Annotated in this window: 13 protein-coding genes; 12 read left to right on the top strand and 1 reads right to left on the bottom strand. The window is 62.5% G+C overall.

The features are described 5' to 3' along the window. The 6 genes from ACK1U9_RS17680 to ACK1U9_RS17705 form a co-directional block, all read left to right on the top strand. Positions 1–4,125 (top strand): immunoglobulin-like domain-containing protein (locus ACK1U9_RS17680; RefSeq protein ID WP_449110067.1); only part of this gene is annotated, 4,125 nt, incomplete at its 5' end. Between the two features lie 189 nt (positions 4,126–4,314). Beyond that, positions 4,315–4,656, top strand: coding sequence for a hypothetical protein (locus ACK1U9_RS17685; protein WP_046616445.1), 342 nt, complete (start codon positions 4,315–4,317; stop codon positions 4,654–4,656). Positions 4,657–4,854: 198 nt separating this feature from the next. Next, entirely contained in the window at positions 4,855–5,754 is a 900-nt protein-coding gene (locus ACK1U9_RS17690; RefSeq protein WP_135002987.1) for a TauD/TfdA dioxygenase family protein, read from the top strand. An 18-nt stretch (positions 5,755–5,772) separates the two neighbouring features. Beyond that, positions 5,773–6,792, top strand: coding sequence for an ABC transporter substrate-binding protein (locus ACK1U9_RS17695; RefSeq protein WP_025337262.1), 1,020 nt, complete (start codon positions 5,773–5,775; stop codon positions 6,790–6,792). A gap of 6 nt (positions 6,793–6,798) precedes the next feature. Then, entirely contained in the window at positions 6,799–7,662 is an 864-nt protein-coding gene (locus ACK1U9_RS17700; RefSeq protein WP_135002988.1) for an ABC transporter ATP-binding protein, read from the top strand. A 14-nt stretch (positions 7,663–7,676) separates the two neighbouring features. Then, positions 7,677–8,540, top strand: coding sequence for an ABC transporter permease (locus ACK1U9_RS17705; RefSeq protein ID WP_015268522.1), 864 nt, complete (start codon positions 7,677–7,679; stop codon positions 8,538–8,540). A 110-nt stretch (positions 8,541–8,650) separates the two neighbouring features. Here the strand turns inward: ACK1U9_RS17705 and ACK1U9_RS17710 are convergent, their stop codons facing one another. Beyond that, a complete protein-coding gene (locus tag ACK1U9_RS17710) occupies positions 8,651–9,211 on the bottom strand; it encodes a WYL domain-containing protein (RefSeq protein WP_025337264.1) in 561 nt (186 codons plus the stop codon). Between the two features lie 207 nt (positions 9,212–9,418). On the opposite strand from ACK1U9_RS17710, the gene ACK1U9_RS17715 reads away from it, so the two are divergent. The 6 genes from ACK1U9_RS17715 to ACK1U9_RS17740 all read left to right on the top strand — a co-directional run bounded on the left by ACK1U9_RS17715 (position 9,419) and on the right by ACK1U9_RS17740 (position 15,480). Further along, the gene (locus tag ACK1U9_RS17715; protein ID WP_046616440.1) at positions 9,419–10,213 is read left to right on the top strand and encodes a tetratricopeptide repeat protein; all 795 of its coding nucleotides are present in this window, start codon (positions 9,419–9,421) and stop codon (positions 10,211–10,213) included. A 234-nt stretch (positions 10,214–10,447) separates the two neighbouring features. Next, positions 10,448–10,900 (top strand): MarR family winged helix-turn-helix transcriptional regulator, encoded by a 453-nt coding sequence (locus tag ACK1U9_RS17720; protein WP_135002990.1) that lies wholly within the window; start codon positions 10,448–10,450, stop codon positions 10,898–10,900. Continuing rightward, entirely contained in the window at positions 10,897–12,984 is a 2,088-nt protein-coding gene (locus ACK1U9_RS17725; RefSeq protein ID WP_153671311.1) for an FUSC family protein, read from the top strand. The genes ACK1U9_RS17720 and ACK1U9_RS17725 overlap by 4 nt, the downstream gene beginning before the upstream one ends. After that, a complete protein-coding gene (locus ACK1U9_RS17730) occupies positions 12,981–13,193 on the top strand; it encodes a DUF1656 domain-containing protein (protein WP_003255905.1) in 213 nt (70 codons plus the stop codon). The genes ACK1U9_RS17725 and ACK1U9_RS17730 overlap by 4 nt, the downstream gene beginning before the upstream one ends. Beyond that, positions 13,190–14,065: an efflux RND transporter periplasmic adaptor subunit gene (locus ACK1U9_RS17735; RefSeq protein ID WP_039614279.1), complete on the top strand. Its 876-nt coding sequence runs from the start codon at positions 13,190–13,192 to the stop codon at positions 14,063–14,065. The genes ACK1U9_RS17730 and ACK1U9_RS17735 overlap by 4 nt, the downstream gene beginning before the upstream one ends. Next, positions 14,062–15,480, top strand: a complete 1,419-nt coding sequence (locus ACK1U9_RS17740; protein WP_108481343.1) for an efflux transporter outer membrane subunit — start codon at positions 14,062–14,064, stop codon at positions 15,478–15,480. The genes ACK1U9_RS17735 and ACK1U9_RS17740 overlap by 4 nt, the downstream gene beginning before the upstream one ends. Positions 15,481–15,942: the final 462 nt, after the last annotated feature.

Below are 15,942 nucleotides of genomic sequence, written 5' to 3' on the forward strand. Positions count from 1 at the left end.
GTGACCGTTACCGGCACCACCGGTGGTGACTTCGAGAAGCTGAACGTCAGCAGCACTGCAGCTGTGACCAAAGTTACCGACACCCTCGATAGCACCGGTCTGACCCTGACTGCCACTCCTACCGTCCAGGAAGGTGGCCAGATCACCTACACCGCCGCCTTGACCAACAAGGCCGGCACCGACATGACCATCAAGCTCAGCAATGGTGCCGTCATCAGCATCGAAGCGGGCAAGCTCTCCGGTAGCGTTACCGTTCCGGCGCCGACCGATGACGTCTATATCGATGCAGGCAACGTTTCGGCGAAGATCACCGAAACCAGCGGTGGCAACTTCGAGAAACTGAACGTCAGCGATACGGCGGCGGTCACTGCGGTGACGGATACCATCCAGACCACCACCCTGAGCATCAGCGGCACCGCCGCGGTTGCTGAAGGTGGCGATGCCACGTACGTGCTGAACCTGACCAACAAGGCCGAGACCGACGTCACCGTCAAACTGACCTACACCGGCACCGCGGCCGATGGCACTGACTACACCGGCGTGGCCACCGTGGTAATCAAGGCCAACAGCACGCAGGCAACGTTCACCATCCCGACCTTCAAGGACAGCGTCACCGAGGGCACCGAGCACTTCACGGTCAAGATCGATTCGGCCACCGGTGGCAACTTCGAGAAGCTCGACATCAGCTCCAGCGCCGGCAGCGTGACCACCCAGATCTTCGAGCCGGCCCCGGTTCTGGACCTGGATGGCAACGACTCCAGCGGCAAGACCGGTGCCGACTACCAGACCACCTTCACCGAGAACCAGCCGGGCAGTGGTGTGTCGATCGGTGATGTGGACGTCACCATCACCGACTTCGACAGCTCGAAGCTGACTGGCGCGACGGTCACCCTGACCAACCGCCAGCCGGGTGACGCGCTGAACCTGGGTAACAGTGTCAACGGCATCACGATCAACGCCAACAGTACCGACGGCAAGGTAGTCCTGACTCTGAGCGGCGCTGCATCGCTGGCCGACTATATCCAGGCGATCAAGAACATCACCTTCATAAACAGCAGCGAGAACCCGAGCACCACGCCTCGCATCATCACCGTGACGGTGACCGACGGCGTGAATACCTCGAACACCGCCACGACCACGGTGAATGTGATCGCAGTCAACGACGCACCGGTTGCCGCCGGCGGCGTCGTCACTGGCGTCGAAGACACGCCGCTGGTGCTGACCTGGAAGGACTTCAACATTTCCGACGTCGACAGTGCCCTGTCGAGCCTGGGTGTGACCTTCACCCAGCTGCCAGCAGGTTCCCTGCAGCTGTTCAACGGCACCGCCTGGGTCAACGTCGCCCAGAACCAGACCGTCAGCCAGGCCGACATCGCTGGCGGCAACCTGCGGTTCGTGCCGAAACCCAACGAGTCGGGTATCGACGGATATGGCGGAACGGGCGTCGGCAACAAGCAGGCCGACTATGCCCAGATCAAGTACAAGCCTACCGACGGTACCGCTGCTGGTAACGAGGCCACGCTGAAGGTCGATATCACGCCTGTAGCCGACAAGCCTGGCCTGAACATCGGCAGCAATACCCCAGATTCGCTTGGCCTGACCAAGGAAACCTGGAACAGCCTCACGGGCCTGGGCACCAACGGCAACGGCATTAGCGGTACTGCGCTGAAGAACGTGTTCGCCAACTCTGGCAGTGCCAGCAAGACCGAGCAGGTTGTCAGCGCCGACTCGGGCGGCAGCGTTGCCGCCGGAACTGGCTCCAAGACCTCCGGCCTTATCTACCTGGAAGCCGGCCAGACCTACACCTTCAGCGGCACAGCCGATGACAGCCTGCAGGTCTACATCGGCAAAACCAGCGTGGTCGGCGCCACTTGGGGGGCGGGCGGTACGATCTCCGGCAGCTTCTCGCCGCCTGTCAGCGGCTACTACACCCTCGAGATCTACCATGCCAACCAGTCCGGCCCGGGCAGCCTGGATATCAACGTCAAGGTCGGCAACGGCTCCGTGACCGACCTGAGCAGCTCGGCCATCCCGATGTACCCGAACGTTGCGGCGATGGGTAACGCCGGGCTTTCCGTATCCGATTTCCATGGCAGTGACGGCCAAGGTTACTACGACGGCTACAAGCTCAACGAAGGGCCGGAGAACGGCACCGTCAAGCTGGTTGGCATTTCCACCAACCTGACCGACACCGATGGCTCCGAGAGCCTGAGCGTCAAGCTGGACGGCATTCCGGCAGGTTCGGTGATCAGCGATGGCGCCGGCCATACCGTAACCGTCGGCGCCACTTCGGTTGACGTCACCGGCTGGAACCTCAACGGCCTGAGCATCAAGCCACCGGCGTACTACCAGGGCAGTTTCGATGTGAAGGTCACCTCGACCGCTACCGAAAGCGTGGGCGGCAGCAAAGCCTCCACCGAAGGTACGATCAAGGTAACCGTTTATCCGGACACCTACACCGCCAGCAACCTGACCACCGACAGCGACAGTTTCACCGGCACCGCCACCAGCGACATCATCGTTGCCGACATCAGTGGCTTGCACGTGACGCCGGGCCAGGACTACAACATTGCGTTCATCGTCGATACCTCAGGCAGCATGGGCAGCGCTGTCGATGCCGCGCGCAACTCGCTGAAGTCGGTGTTCGATACCTTGGCCAACAGCGTCAAGGGCGCACAGTCCGGCACAGTGAACATCCTGCTGGTGGACTTCTCCACCCAAGTGAACAGTACGGTTTCGGTCAACCTGGGCGACAAGAACGCGCTGAGCTCGCTCTACACTGCGCTCAATACGCTTTATTCCAGCGGCTCGACCAACTACGAGGATGCCTTCAAGACCACCGCCAACTGGTTCAAGCAATTGATGGACGCGGGCAACACCGGCAGCCGCCAGACGTTCTTCATCACCGACGGCCAGCCGAACGTGTACCAGACCGGCGAGTATGACCCCACGCTCATGAACTCAAGCTACACGCTGGATGCTGTGCTGAAGTCGATCAACTACAAATTGGGTGATGTGGTCACTAACAAGCTCGTGGGGAACAACAACCGATTCAGCATCGACGCCGCTGGCAACATGACCGCCGAGTACAAAACCGGAAGCGGCAACAACTGGAAAACCGACAGTTATGCAAGCGGACAGTTGCATGCTCAGGGAGATGGTACTTATGAGTTTTCCTACGCCACTTCCGACCGCTGGACCGACTACTATGCGGACCTCAATTCCCAGCAGAGCTTCCTATTGTTGTCCAAGCTGTCTGGCGTGGAGGCCATTGGCCTCAACAGCGCGGTCAACTTCAACGACCTGAAGCCTTACGACACCGATAGCAAGCCGCAGACCAATATCGACCCGAGCAAACTGGCGGAAGCGATCCTGGGCCACACCGAAGCCACCGTGCCAGGCAATGACACCGTCAACGGTGGTGACGGCAACGACATCATCTTCGGTGACCTGGTGAGCTTCGGTTCGGTCGCCGGCAACGGTGTCGAAGCCATACAGGGATATGTCGCAGGCCAGCTGGGTGTGGCCCTGGGTGATGTCGACGGTCGCGTGCTGCACAAGTACATCGTCGAGCATGTAAGCGAATTCGATGTCTCGCGCAGTAACGATGGCAACGACATTCTCAACGGTGGCGCGGGCAATGATCTTCTGTTCGGCCAAGGCGGCGACGACACTCTCGACGGTGGCAAGGGCAATGACATCCTGATCGGTGGCCTGGGCAAGGACACTCTGCTCGGCGGTGAAGGCAATGACATCCTGCTTGGCGGCAAGGGCGATGACACCATGACCGGTGGCAGCGGTGCCGACACCTTCGTATGGAAGGCTGGCGATACCGGCAAAGACGTGATCAAAGACTTCAAGGTGGCCGAAGGCGACCGTATCGACCTGAAGGACCTGCTCCAGGGAGAGAAGGGCAGCACCATCGACAACTACCTGAAGCTCACCACGGTGGAAGGCACGACGACGCTGCAGGTCAGCAGCGAAGGCAAGCTCAACGCCGCCGGTGGTATCGCCAACGCCGACGTGACCATCAAGCTGGAAGGGGTGAACTGGTCCAACACCACAATCAACTCGTTGATCAGCGGTGCTGACCCGACCATCATCATCCACAACAAGGACAGCTGATTGCTGATGCGCTAGCGGGCTGCTCTGCAGCCCGATCGCCGGCAAGCCAGCGATTGGCCGCTCAGCGGCCATGGCACTTTCCTGACATCCTGCGACAGCGCATACTCTGGCGCCGGGCCTGCGTGCCCGGTGATCTTTGCCTATGCTGCTGTCTACCACCAAGGAACCAATGTGACGAGGGACACTGCCATGTTCTACGTGCAACGCGACGACGCTGGCCAGTTGCTGCGGGTAGAAGCAGCCGCTTTTGACGAGTTCACCGAAATACTCCCCGCCGACCATGCCGATATCCAGGAATGGTTTGCCAATGACGATGTGGAAAACAGCCTCAACCAGCTCAAGCAAAGCGACCTCGACATGATCCGCGTGCTCGAGGACCTGATCGATGTGCTGACCGCCAAGGGTGTGTTCAAGATCACCGACCTGCCCGCTGGTGCGCAGGCCAAGCTGCTCAACCGTTCTAAAGCGCGCAAGGCGCTCAGCAGCCTGAACAACCTCATCGATGAAGAAGAGCAGAGCGGGTTGATCTGATTCGTACTGCCCGTGACAGCAGTGCTATGGTTATTCTTTATCGGTATTTAAAATAATTTTCTTATGACTATATAGTCGCCTCCACTGCGTACCCGTCGACCAATCGATGCGCCGCACGACTTGAACCCACACGGGAAATCCCCGTGCGTTTCTGATCGTTGCGCGCCGTTGAAGTCGCGCACTGCGTGGGAGTGAATAATGTCAGCCGCCTCGAACGCCTTGTCGATCACCGACAGCGCCCAGCCGCAACACTTCGAAATCCGCCCCTTCTCCGGTGCCGTAGGCGCCGAGATCATCGGCCTGGACTTGGCCAGACCGGTCAACGCCGAGGATTTCGCCCGTATCCATCGCGCCCACCTCGATCACCATGTGCTGGTGTTCCGCGACCAGCGCATCAGCCCCGACCAGCAAATCGCCTTCAGCCGCCGTTTTGGCCCATTGCAGATCCATGTGCTCAAGCAGTTCCTGCTCGCCGGCCACCCCGAGATCCTGATCGTTTCCAACATCATTGAAAACGGCCAGAACATCGGCCTGGGTGATGCCGGCAAGTTCTGGCATTCGGACCTGTCATACAAGGAACTGCCCAGCCTCGGCTCCATGCTGCATGCCCAGGAACTGCCCGACGAGGGCGGCGATACTCTGTTTGCCGACATGCACAAGGCCTGGGACGCCGTACCTGCAGCCCTGCGCAAGGTGATCGAGGGCCGTGATGCTGCGCACTCCTACACCGCCCGCTATGCCGAGACCAAATTCGAAGGCAACTGGCGCCCGACCCTGACCGCCGAGCAGCTGGCGCAGGTACAGGAAGTCATCCACCCGGTGGTGCGTACCCACCCGGAGAACGGCCGCAAGGCGCTGTTCGTCAGCGAAGGCTTCACCACTCGTATCGTCGGCCTGCCAAGCGACGAAAGCCGCGATGTGCTGCAACAGCTGTATGCCCTGAGCGTGCTGGAGCAGAACATCTACCGCCACCAGTGGCAGCCCCACGACCTGGTGTTCTGGGACAACCGCTCGCTGATCCACCTGGCAACCGGCTGCCCCGCACATCTGCGACGCAAGCTGTATCGCACCACCATCCAGGGCGATGCCCCGTTCTGACGACTGAGGAAACCCACCATGCGTAAATCCATCAGCCGCCTGGCGGCAAGCATCGGCTTGGGCGCAAGCCTGGTCGTAGGCAGCCTGGCGGCCCCCGCCGCGGCGCAAGCAGAAGGCAAGATTCGCATCGCCGAACAGTTCGGCATCGTGTATCTGCTGCTGAACGTAGTGCGTGACCAGCATCTGATCGAAAAACATGGCAAGGAGCAGGGCATCGACATCGAAGTCGATTGGGCTCAGCTGTCGGGTGGCTCGGCCATCAACGATGCACTGCTGTCCGGTTCGGTGGACATTGCCGGTGCCGGTGTTGGCCCATTGTTGACCGTGTGGGACCGCACCAAGGGCCGACAGAACGTCAAGGCCGTGGCCTCGCTGGGCAACTTCCCGTACTACCTGGTCAGCAGCAACCCCAACGTGAAGACCATTGCCGACCTCTCCGACAAGGACCGCATCGCCGTGCCGGCGGTAGGCGTTTCGGTGCAGTCGCGCTTCCTGCAGTATGCCGCTGCCCAGCAATGGGGCGACAAGGAATACAACCGCCTCGACAAGTACACCTTGGCCGTGCCGCACCCGGATGCCACTGCCGCGCTGCTGGCCGGCGGCACCGAACTTAACGGGCACTTCTCCAACCCGCCGTTCCAGGACCAGGTATTGGCCAACAAGAACGTGCACGTGGTGCTCAACAGCTACGACCTGCTCGGCCCCAACTCGCCGACCTTGCTGTTTGCCACCGAAAAATTCCGCAAGGACAACCCCAAGACCTACAAGGCCTTCGTCGATGCGCTGGCCGAAGCCGCGGACTTCGCCCAGAAGGACAAGGCAGCCGCCGCCGACACCTACATCCGCGTGACCAAGGCGAAGATCGATCGCGACACGCTGATCAAGCTGATCGACAACCCGCAGTACGAATTCACGGTCACGCCAAAAAACACCTACAAGCTGGCCGACTTCCTCTATCGGGTAGGCGCCATCAAGCACAAGCCGGAGTCGTGGAAGGACTACTTCTTCCAGGATGAACGGCCGCTGCAGGGGAGCTGACCGATCATGACCGCCCCATTGCCAGGCCACACGGCCAGCAACCTGAGCCGTGTCGCAACGCCACCTTTGCTCAAGGTGGATAACCTCAGCCTCGAGTACCGCACCGCGCAACGCGTGGTGCGGGCCACCCACCAAGTCAGCTTCGAAGTCGACCGTGCCGACCGCTTCGTGCTGCTCGGCCCTTCCGGCTGCGGCAAGTCCACCTTGCTCAAGGCCGTGGCCGGGTTCATCTCGCCCCAGGAGGGGCAGATACTGCTGCAAGGTCAGCCAGTCAGCGGCCCTGGCCCCGACCGCATCGTGGTGTTCCAGGAGTTCGACCAGCTGCCGCCATGGAAGACGGTGAAACAGAACGTCATGTTCCCTCTGCTGGTGTCGGGCCAGCTGAAACGCGCCGAGGCCGAGGAGCGGGCACTGCACTACCTGGACAAAGTCGGCCTGGCCGCCTTCGCCGATGCTTACCCGCACACCCTGTCGGGGGGTATGAAGGCGCGCGTGGCGATCGCCCGTGCCCTGGCCACGCAGCCGAAGATCCTGTTGATGGACGAACCGTTCGCAGCACTTGATGCGCTGACCCGGCGCAAGATGCAGGAAGAACTGCTGCTGCTGTGGGAGGAGGTACGTTTTACCCTGCTGTTCGTTACCCACTCCATCGAAGAGGCTCTGGTGGTCGGCAACCGCATCCTGCTGTTGTCCCCCCACCCGGGGCGGGTGCGTGCCGAAGTGCACAGCCACCAGTACGACCTGGGCAGCCTGGGTGGTAGCGAATTCCAGGCCAGTGCCCGACGCATCCATCGTTTGCTGTTCGATGAGGTGGGTGCCCCCGAACAGCCCGACGATCTTGGTTTCAACGATATCCGTATCGCCTACTGACAGGAGCTTCAGCCATGACCACTACACCTGTACGCCAGGAATACGAGGTGCAGCTGGAGCCTTTGCTCAGTGTGCCTGTGGAGCGCAACCTGCCGCTGGCACAGCGCCTGTGGCAGCACGGCTGGTTGCGCAAGGCGGTCATCCTGCTGGTGATCGCCGTGCTGTGGGAGGCCATTGCCCGCTACCAGGGCAACGATCTGTTGCTACCGACCTTCCTGCAGACGGCCACGGCGCTGTGGGACGGCATGGTCAGCGGTGAGTTGCCGGCCAAGGTTGGCGTGTCGCTGGTGATTCTGCTCAAGGGTTACCTGCTGGGGATCATTCTGGCCTTTGGCCTCACCAGCCTGGCGGTGTCGACCCAGCTTGGGCGCGATCTGTTAGGCACCCTGACCTCGATGTTCAACCCGTTGCCGGCGATTGCCTTGTTGCCGCTAGCCCTGCTGTGGTTCGGGCTGGGCGACAACAGCCTGATCTTCGTGCTGGTGCACTCGGTGCTATGGGCGCTGGCGCTGAATACCTATGCGGGCTTTCTTGGGGTGTCGGAAACCTTGCGCATGGCCGGGCGCAATTACGGCCTGAAGGGGCTGCGGCTGGTGCTGCATATCCTTGTACCTGCGGCGCTGCCGTCGATCCTGTCGGGGCTGAAGATCGGCTGGGCATTTGCCTGGCGAACCCTCATCGCTGCCGAGTTGGTGTTCGGGGCCAGCAGTGGCAAAGGCGGGTTGGGCTGGTACATCTTCCAGAACCGCAACGAGCTGTACACCGACAAGGTGTTTGCCGGGTTGGCGGTGGTGATCCTGATCGGCTTGCTGGTGGAAGGGCTGGTGTTCAATACCCTGGAGCGGCTGACGGTACGGCGCTGGGGAATGCAGCGTTGACCTGCACTGGCCTCATCGCCGGCAAGCCAGCTCCCGCAGGAAAGCCACAGCTTTCAAGGCTTGTGCATTACCTGTGGGAGATGGCTTGCCGGCGATAGGGCCGGTACAGGCTAAAAATTCTGGTACTGCGCCGCCGCATTGCTCAGGATCTTGCCGATCTCCTCACGCAAGCCGCCCGGCTGCTCCACCACCACCCCATCGCCATGGCTCAACAGCCACCAGCGCAGTGGCCAGCCGTCACTTACCGTGGCCTGCAACCGATGCCCGTGCTCCAACGCCGTCAGCTGCATGTCGCTACTCAACGGCGCAACCCGCAACTGCCGCGCCAGCGTATCGCTGATCCGCGCCACCAACTCCACCCCCTCACCCCGAGCCGGTTGCAGCGCATCGCCGCGCAGGTGCGTCAACAAGTCGAAATTGCCGCGCAAGTCGCCCACTGCGCTCGCCGACCAGTGCCAGCCAAACGGGATGCTCTTGTCATTGCGCTCCAGCGGAAATATCAGCGACAGCTCGTTGAGATCACGCTCGACAGTGCGTTTGCTGACAGTGAAGCCCACGTCACGCAGGCGCCAGACCAGTTCGGCGCTGGTAATGCCTGGGGAACGGCTGGGCAGCTGGCGCAGCAGCGCCCACTGCCGACTGAGGGTGGCGCGAGTGGTGGCGAACGGCAAAAGATAACGTCCTTGTCTAGGCTTGCCGCAATAGGATGGCGGCAGGCGTGGGTCATGGCAATTGGCCACAGCCTGCTCAGATCAAGGAAGTCGCATTTGGTTGCCTGGTGCCGAATCGTTCGCGACAGGTTTTGACGTTACGTCACGCAGAATCACGCCTCATCACAGCCGAAGGTTGGGGTTGTGTGTCGTTCAATGAGGATGAACATGTCTGCTGCCAGCAATATCCATTCGCTGCTTGCCCGCCTTCTGCCCGAGCGGGTCATTGCCCCGCCGGCCGCTGTCGGGAGGCGACAGCGACTGTTTGCCGGGATAGGGTTGCCCAGCCAACGTTCGCTGCTTGTCACCCGTCTGGACGAAGCCAGCGACTTGCAGGCGGTGTACGTCGACCTGCGCCGCCAGGCCTTGCAAGGCAACGTGGCGGCGCTCAACGACCTTGGCTGGATCTGGCTCAACGGCAAATACTGGCGTGCTGACACCGTGTTGGCCGGCCACCTGTTGCGCATGGCGGCCCTGCAAGGCAATGCCGCGGCGTGGTTCAACCTAGGGCAGCAACATTACTTCGGCAAAGGTATCGACCCCTCCTATGTACAGGCGGCGGAGTGCTACCGGCAGGCATTCGAGCGGGGCATGTTGCATGCTGCTGCCGCGCTGGGTGACCTGTACGAGGAAGAGGTGTGTGATGGCGGCCTGCAATGGCAAGTCGACCTGATACAGGCTTACCAGTGGTTCCTGCGCGGGGCTGAGCAGGGCGAAGCACGCTGCCGTTTCGAGGTGGGTTACCGGTTGATGCACGGGCTGTACGTGGAGGCTGATTTAAAGGCCGCGCTGTACTGGCTTGAGCTGGCGGCAGCTGCGGGGGTGGTGCAGGCGGCAGAAGAGCTGGCGGTGCACTTCAGCAGCCGTGACGAGGGCCGCTACCAGGAGTGGCGTGACCGGGCGGTGCAGATGGGCAGCACATTGGCCTTGACCATGAAGCTGGAAGACCAGATACAGCCCTGAATGCGCTGCTGCTTGTCCGGGCCCTTCGCGGGCTCGCCCGCTCCCACAGGTACCGCGCATGGCTTGAATCGTATGCATCACCTGTGGGAGCGGGTTTACCCGCGAAGAAGCCGGCACAGGCGGACCAAAAGCCCCAGCATGAAAAACAATTCATCCATCCCCACGGTTGACGACAGGGGGAGGCACAGGCGTATATTGATAGTTAGCAAACTATGAATATCCTTGGTTCCTTTCATGTCCCTTGATCTCCTGCGCCTGCAAGTGAGCAGTGGCGTGGTGGTTGCCGCTCGCCATTGGCGGCGCATCTGCCATACCGCGCTGACCGGTTACGGTATTTCCGAGGCCTGCGCCACGCCGTTGCTGATGATCGTGCGCCTGGGTGACGGTGTGCATCAGGTGGCCGTGGCCCAGGCCTCCGGCTTGGAAAGCCCTTCGCTGGTGCGTCTGCTCGACCAACTGTGCAAGGCTGGCCTGGTATGCCGCAGCGAAGACCCGCTGGATCGCCGCGCCAAGGCCCTGAGCCTGACCGCCGAAGGCCGCACCCTGGCCGAATCCATCGAAGCCGAACTGGTGCGCCTGCGCCGTGAGGTGCTGCATGGCATCGACCAGGCCGACCTGGAAGCCGCCTTGCGCGTGCTGCGTGCCTTCGAAGCCGCCGGCCTGGGCAACACAGGCGGGGCAGCATGAACGGTTTCTTCAGCTCGGTGCCCCCGGCCCGCGACTGGTTCTATGGCGTGCGTACCTTTGCCGCCTCCATGATCGCCCTGTACATCGCCCTGCTCATGCAGTTGCCGCGCCCGTATTGGGCCATGGCCACGGTGTACATCGTCTCCAGCCCGTTCCTTGGCCCCACCAGCTCCAAGGCCCTGTACCGTGCCTTAGGCACACTGCTCGGCGCTGGCGGGGCGATTTTCCTTGTACCACCGCTGGTGCAGTCGCCGTTGCTGTTGAGCATCGCCATCGCCCTGTGGACCGGCACCTTGCTGTTTCTTTCGCTGAACCTGCGCACCGCCAACAACTATGTGCTGATGCTGGCTGGCTACACCTTGCCGATGATTGCCCTGGCGGTGGTCGACAACCCGCTTGCTGTGTTCGACGTGGCGTCTTCCCGCGCCCAGGAAATCTGCCTGGGGATCGTCTGTGCGGCGGTGGTCGGAGCGATCTTCTGGCCACGCCGGCTGGCGCCAGTTGTAGTCGGTGCCACTGGTAGCTGGTTCACCGAGGCGATCCGCTACAGCGACACCTACCTGGCCCGCCAGGCCAGCGCAGACCAGGTTGGCGGCATGCGCGGGGGGATGGTCGCCACCTTCAACTCGCTGGAGCTGATGATCGGCCAGCTCGGCCATGAAGGTGCCGGTCCGCACACCCTGAAAAACGCACGCGAGTTGCGCGGGCGGATGATCCACCTGCTGCCCGTGATCGATGCCCTCGACGACGCCTTGGTCGCCCTCGAAGGCCGCGCCCCGGCACAGTTTGCCCAGTTGCAACCGTTGCTCGATGCCGCCCGCGAATGGCTCAAGGGCACCGTCGACAGCGCCTCCGTCGCCCGCTGGGCCGCCCTGCACGAACAGATCGAGCGCTTGCAGCCCGGCGCCGCTGCCCTCGACCAGCGTGCCGAACTGCTGCTGTCCAACGCCCTGTATCGCCTGACCGAATGGGCCGACCTGTGGCAGGACTGCTGCAGCCTGCAACATGCCCTGCGCAGCGACGATTCCAAACCCTGGCGCGCGGTGTACCGCCACTGGCGCCTGGGTCGTCTGACGGCGTTCTTCGACCGTGGCCTGATGCTGTATTCCGTGGCCTCCACCGTGCTGGCGATCATTGTCGCCTGCGGCCTGTGGATTGGTCTGGGCTGGAACGACGGCGCAAGCGCCGTGATCCTCGCCGCCGTGTCGTGCAGCTTCTTTGCCGCCATGGACGACCCGGCACCGCAGATCTACAAGTTCTTCTTCTGGACGCTGATGTCGGTCATTTTCTCCAGCCTGTACCTGTTCCTGGTGCTGCCCAACCTGCACGATTTCCCGATGCTGGTGCTGGCCTTCGCCGTGCCGTTCATCTGCGTCGGCACCCTGACCGTGCAGCCGCGCTTCTACCTGGGTACCTTGCTGACCATCGTCAACACTTCGACCTTCATCAGCATCCAGGGCGCCTACGATGCTGACTTCTTCACCTTCCTCAATTCCAACCTCGCCGGCCCCGTGGGGCTGCTGTTCGCCTTCATCTGGACCTTGGTGATGCGCCCGTTCGGCGTGGAGCTGGCAGCCAAGCGCATGACCCGCTTCGCCTGGCGCGACATCGTCGAAATGACCGAGCCGGCCACCTTGGCCGAGCACCGCCAGGTCGGCGTGCAGATGCTCGACCGCCTGATGCAGCATCTGCCGCGTCTGTCGCAAACCGGCCAGGACAGCGGCGTAGCACTGCGCGACCTGCGCGTGGGGTTGAACCTGCTCGACCTGCTGGCCTATATGCCGCGTGCCGGGCAGCAGGCTCGCGAGCGCCTGAACACGGTAGTCGAGGAAGTCGGCGCGCACTATGCCGCCTGCCTGCGCGCCGGCGAGCGCCTGCACGCCCCGGCCGCACTGCTGCGCAACATGGAGCGCGCGCGCCTGGCGCTGAACCTGGATGAGCTGTACGAGCGCGGCGATGCCCGTACCCACCTGCTGCACGCACTTAGCGGTCTGCGCCTGGCGCTGCTGCCGGGCGTGGAAGTGATGCTCGAACCAGCCGAACAACCGCAACTGCCCCCCGGCCTCGACGGAGCACCCCTGTGATTGGTGAACTGGATATCAGCGGGGTATTCCTGCCCACGCTGCTGGTGATGATGTTTGGCACCTACCTGCTGTTCCTCGGGGTGCACGCGGTGCTGGTGCGCCTGCATTTCTACCGCCTGGTCTGGCACCGGGCGTTGTTCAACGTTGCCCTGTATGCCGTGCTGCTTGGCGCGGTAGACCACTTTTGCCGAAACCTGATGCTGCCATGAAAAAACCTTTGCTGACCTTGGGCCGTGTGGTCCTGACCTTGCTGGTAGTGACCTTCGCCGCCGTGCTCGTGTGGCAGATGGTGGTGTATTACATGTTCGCCCCCTGGACTCGCGACGGCCACATCCGCGCCGACGTGATCCAGATCGCCCCGGACGTCTCCGGGCTGATCCAGAAGGTCGAGGTGCGTGACAACCAGACCGTCAAGCGCGGCGATGTGCTGTTCACCATCGATCAGGACCGTTTCACCCTGGCCCTGCGCCAGGCCAAGGCGACCCTCGGCGAACGCCAGGAAACCCTGGCCCAGGCTACCCGCGAAGCGCAGCGCAACCGCAAGCTGGGCAACCTGGTGGCCGCCGAGCAGCTGGAAGAAAGCCAGTCTCGCGAGGCCCGTGCCCGTTCCGCCGTCAGCGAAGCGCAGGTGGCCGTCGATACCGCCCAGCTCAACCTCGACCGCTCGGTGGTACGCAGCCCGGTGGACGGTTACCTGAACGACCGAGCACCGCGTAATCACGAATTCGTCACCGCCGGCCGCCCGGTGCTGTCGGTGGTCGACAGCGCCTCGTACCACGTCGATGGCTACTTCGAGGAAACCAAGCTTGGCGGTATCCACATCGGCGATGCCGTCGACATTCGTGTCATGGGCGACAACACCCGCCTGCGTGGTCATGTGCAAAGCTTCGCCGCCGGCATCGAAGACCGCGACCGCAGCAGTGGTGCCAACCTGTTGCCCAACGTCAACCCGGCATTCAGCTGGGTGCGCCTGGCCCAGCGTATTCCGGTGCGCATCGCCTTTGATGAGGTGCCGCAAGACTTCCGCATGATTGCCGGGCGAACCGCCACGGTGTCGATCATCGAGGGCCAGCGCCCATGAAACAGCTGATCCTGGCGGGGCTGTGCCTGTCGTTGGGGGCCTGCATGATGGTCGGCCCCGACTATGAACTGCCGAAGGACGCGGCGGTGCAACGCAGCGACCTCAACGGCCCGCTGCGCCAGGATGCCGACAGCGTGGTGTCGGCACCGGTGCCCGAGGACTGGTGGCAGCTGTACCAGGATCAACGGCTGAACGAGCTGGTGCGCCAGGCGCTGAGTGCCAACACCGAACTGCGCGTGGCTGCCGCAAATATTGCCAAGGCACGCGCCCAGGTCGAAGTGGCTGAGTCGCAAGGTGGCTTCAACGGTGGCGTCAAACTTGGCGCCCAACGCCTGCAGGAGTCGGGCGAGGCGTTCCTGCTGCCAGAGAAAGTGCCGGTGGCCAACATCGGCGAGGCTATCATCAGTGCCTCGTACCAGTTCGACCTGTGGGGTACCTTCAAGCGTGGCACCGAGGCGGCCAAGGCGAATGCCGACGCAGTGCAGGCCGCCGCCGATACTGCCCGCATCACCCTGGTGGCGGATGTGGTCAAGGCTTACACCCAGGTGTGCTCGGCCAACGAGGAATACCACATTGCCCGCGAGTCGCTCGATCTGCAGGAGCAAAGCGTGAAGCTCAACCAGCGCCTGCGTGATGCCGGGCGCGGCGATGAAACCCAGGTCACCCGCTCGCAGACCCAGTTCAAATCCTTGCGCGCAGAGCTGCCACGCTTCAAGGCCGAGCGCGAGACCGGCCTGTACACCCTGGCCGCTTTGTTGGCCAAACCGGTTGGCCAGCTACCTGCCGGCACTGCCGATTGTGCCGAGCTGCCGCACCTGAACCAGCTGGTCCCTGTTGGCGATGGCGCGGCGCTGCTCAAGCGCCGTCCCGACGTGCGCCAGGCCGAACGGCAGCTGGCCGCCGCCACCGCCTACATTGGCGTGGCCACCGGCGCTCTGTACCCTGACATCAGCATCGGCGCCCAGGTTGGTACGATTGGTATCCTCGAGAACCTTGGTGAGCCGTCGACCAACCGCTGGGGCTTCGGCCCGCAGATCAGCTGGACCATCCCCACCAACGGCACCCGCGCCCGCATTCGCATGGCCGAAGCCTCGACTCAGGCAGCCCTGGCGAATTTTGATGGAGTGGTGCTGAACGCAATTCGCGAGACCCAGACCCGCCTGGCGCAGTACAGCGCCCTGTTGGACCGACGTGACGCGCTGGCCGAGGCTGAGAAATCGGCCAAGGAAGCAGCGGACCAGACGCACCGCTATTACCAGGCTGGGCGTGAATCGTTCCTGGCCGACCTGCAGGCGACGCGCACCTACACCGACATGCGCGCGCAGCTGGCAGCGGCCAATAGCCAAGTGGCTCAGGGGCAGATTGGTGTGTTCCTGGCGTTGGGTGGGGGGTGGAAGGACACCGCCAAGCCTTGAGGCCCAATCGCCGGCAAGCCAGCTCCCACAGGTACTCCACCGCTTTTGAGACCTGTGGTCCACCTGTGATAGCCGGCTTGTGCATGCCTTGAAATTGGTACGGACCATGTGGAAGCTGGCTTGCCGGCGATCGGGGGCAAAGCCCTCGCCTAGGTTCTAGAGCTGTAAGACATTTCCGAACCAGAAAGCAAATGCTTCAGTTCGGACGCCCTGTCGAATTATCCTACAGCACCTGTCGGAAGGTGCTGTCTTGGCTGGAAAGTGTTCCCGGAATACTGTCGCGGGGTCGCCTCGCAAGGCGATCGGGCGTGAGACACCCGGATTTCATTCGGTAGCACCGCTTTATGGCGGTCGTGTGCGGACAAGCTTCGGCCTGGCCGGGGTTACCGTATGTCCCGTGTCTCACACCGTACACGACTGCCACCCAACTTCGTGAGACAAGGAGGAGAGCAGTTCAATCCC

The organism is Pseudomonas sp. XP1, assembly GCF_053557675.1.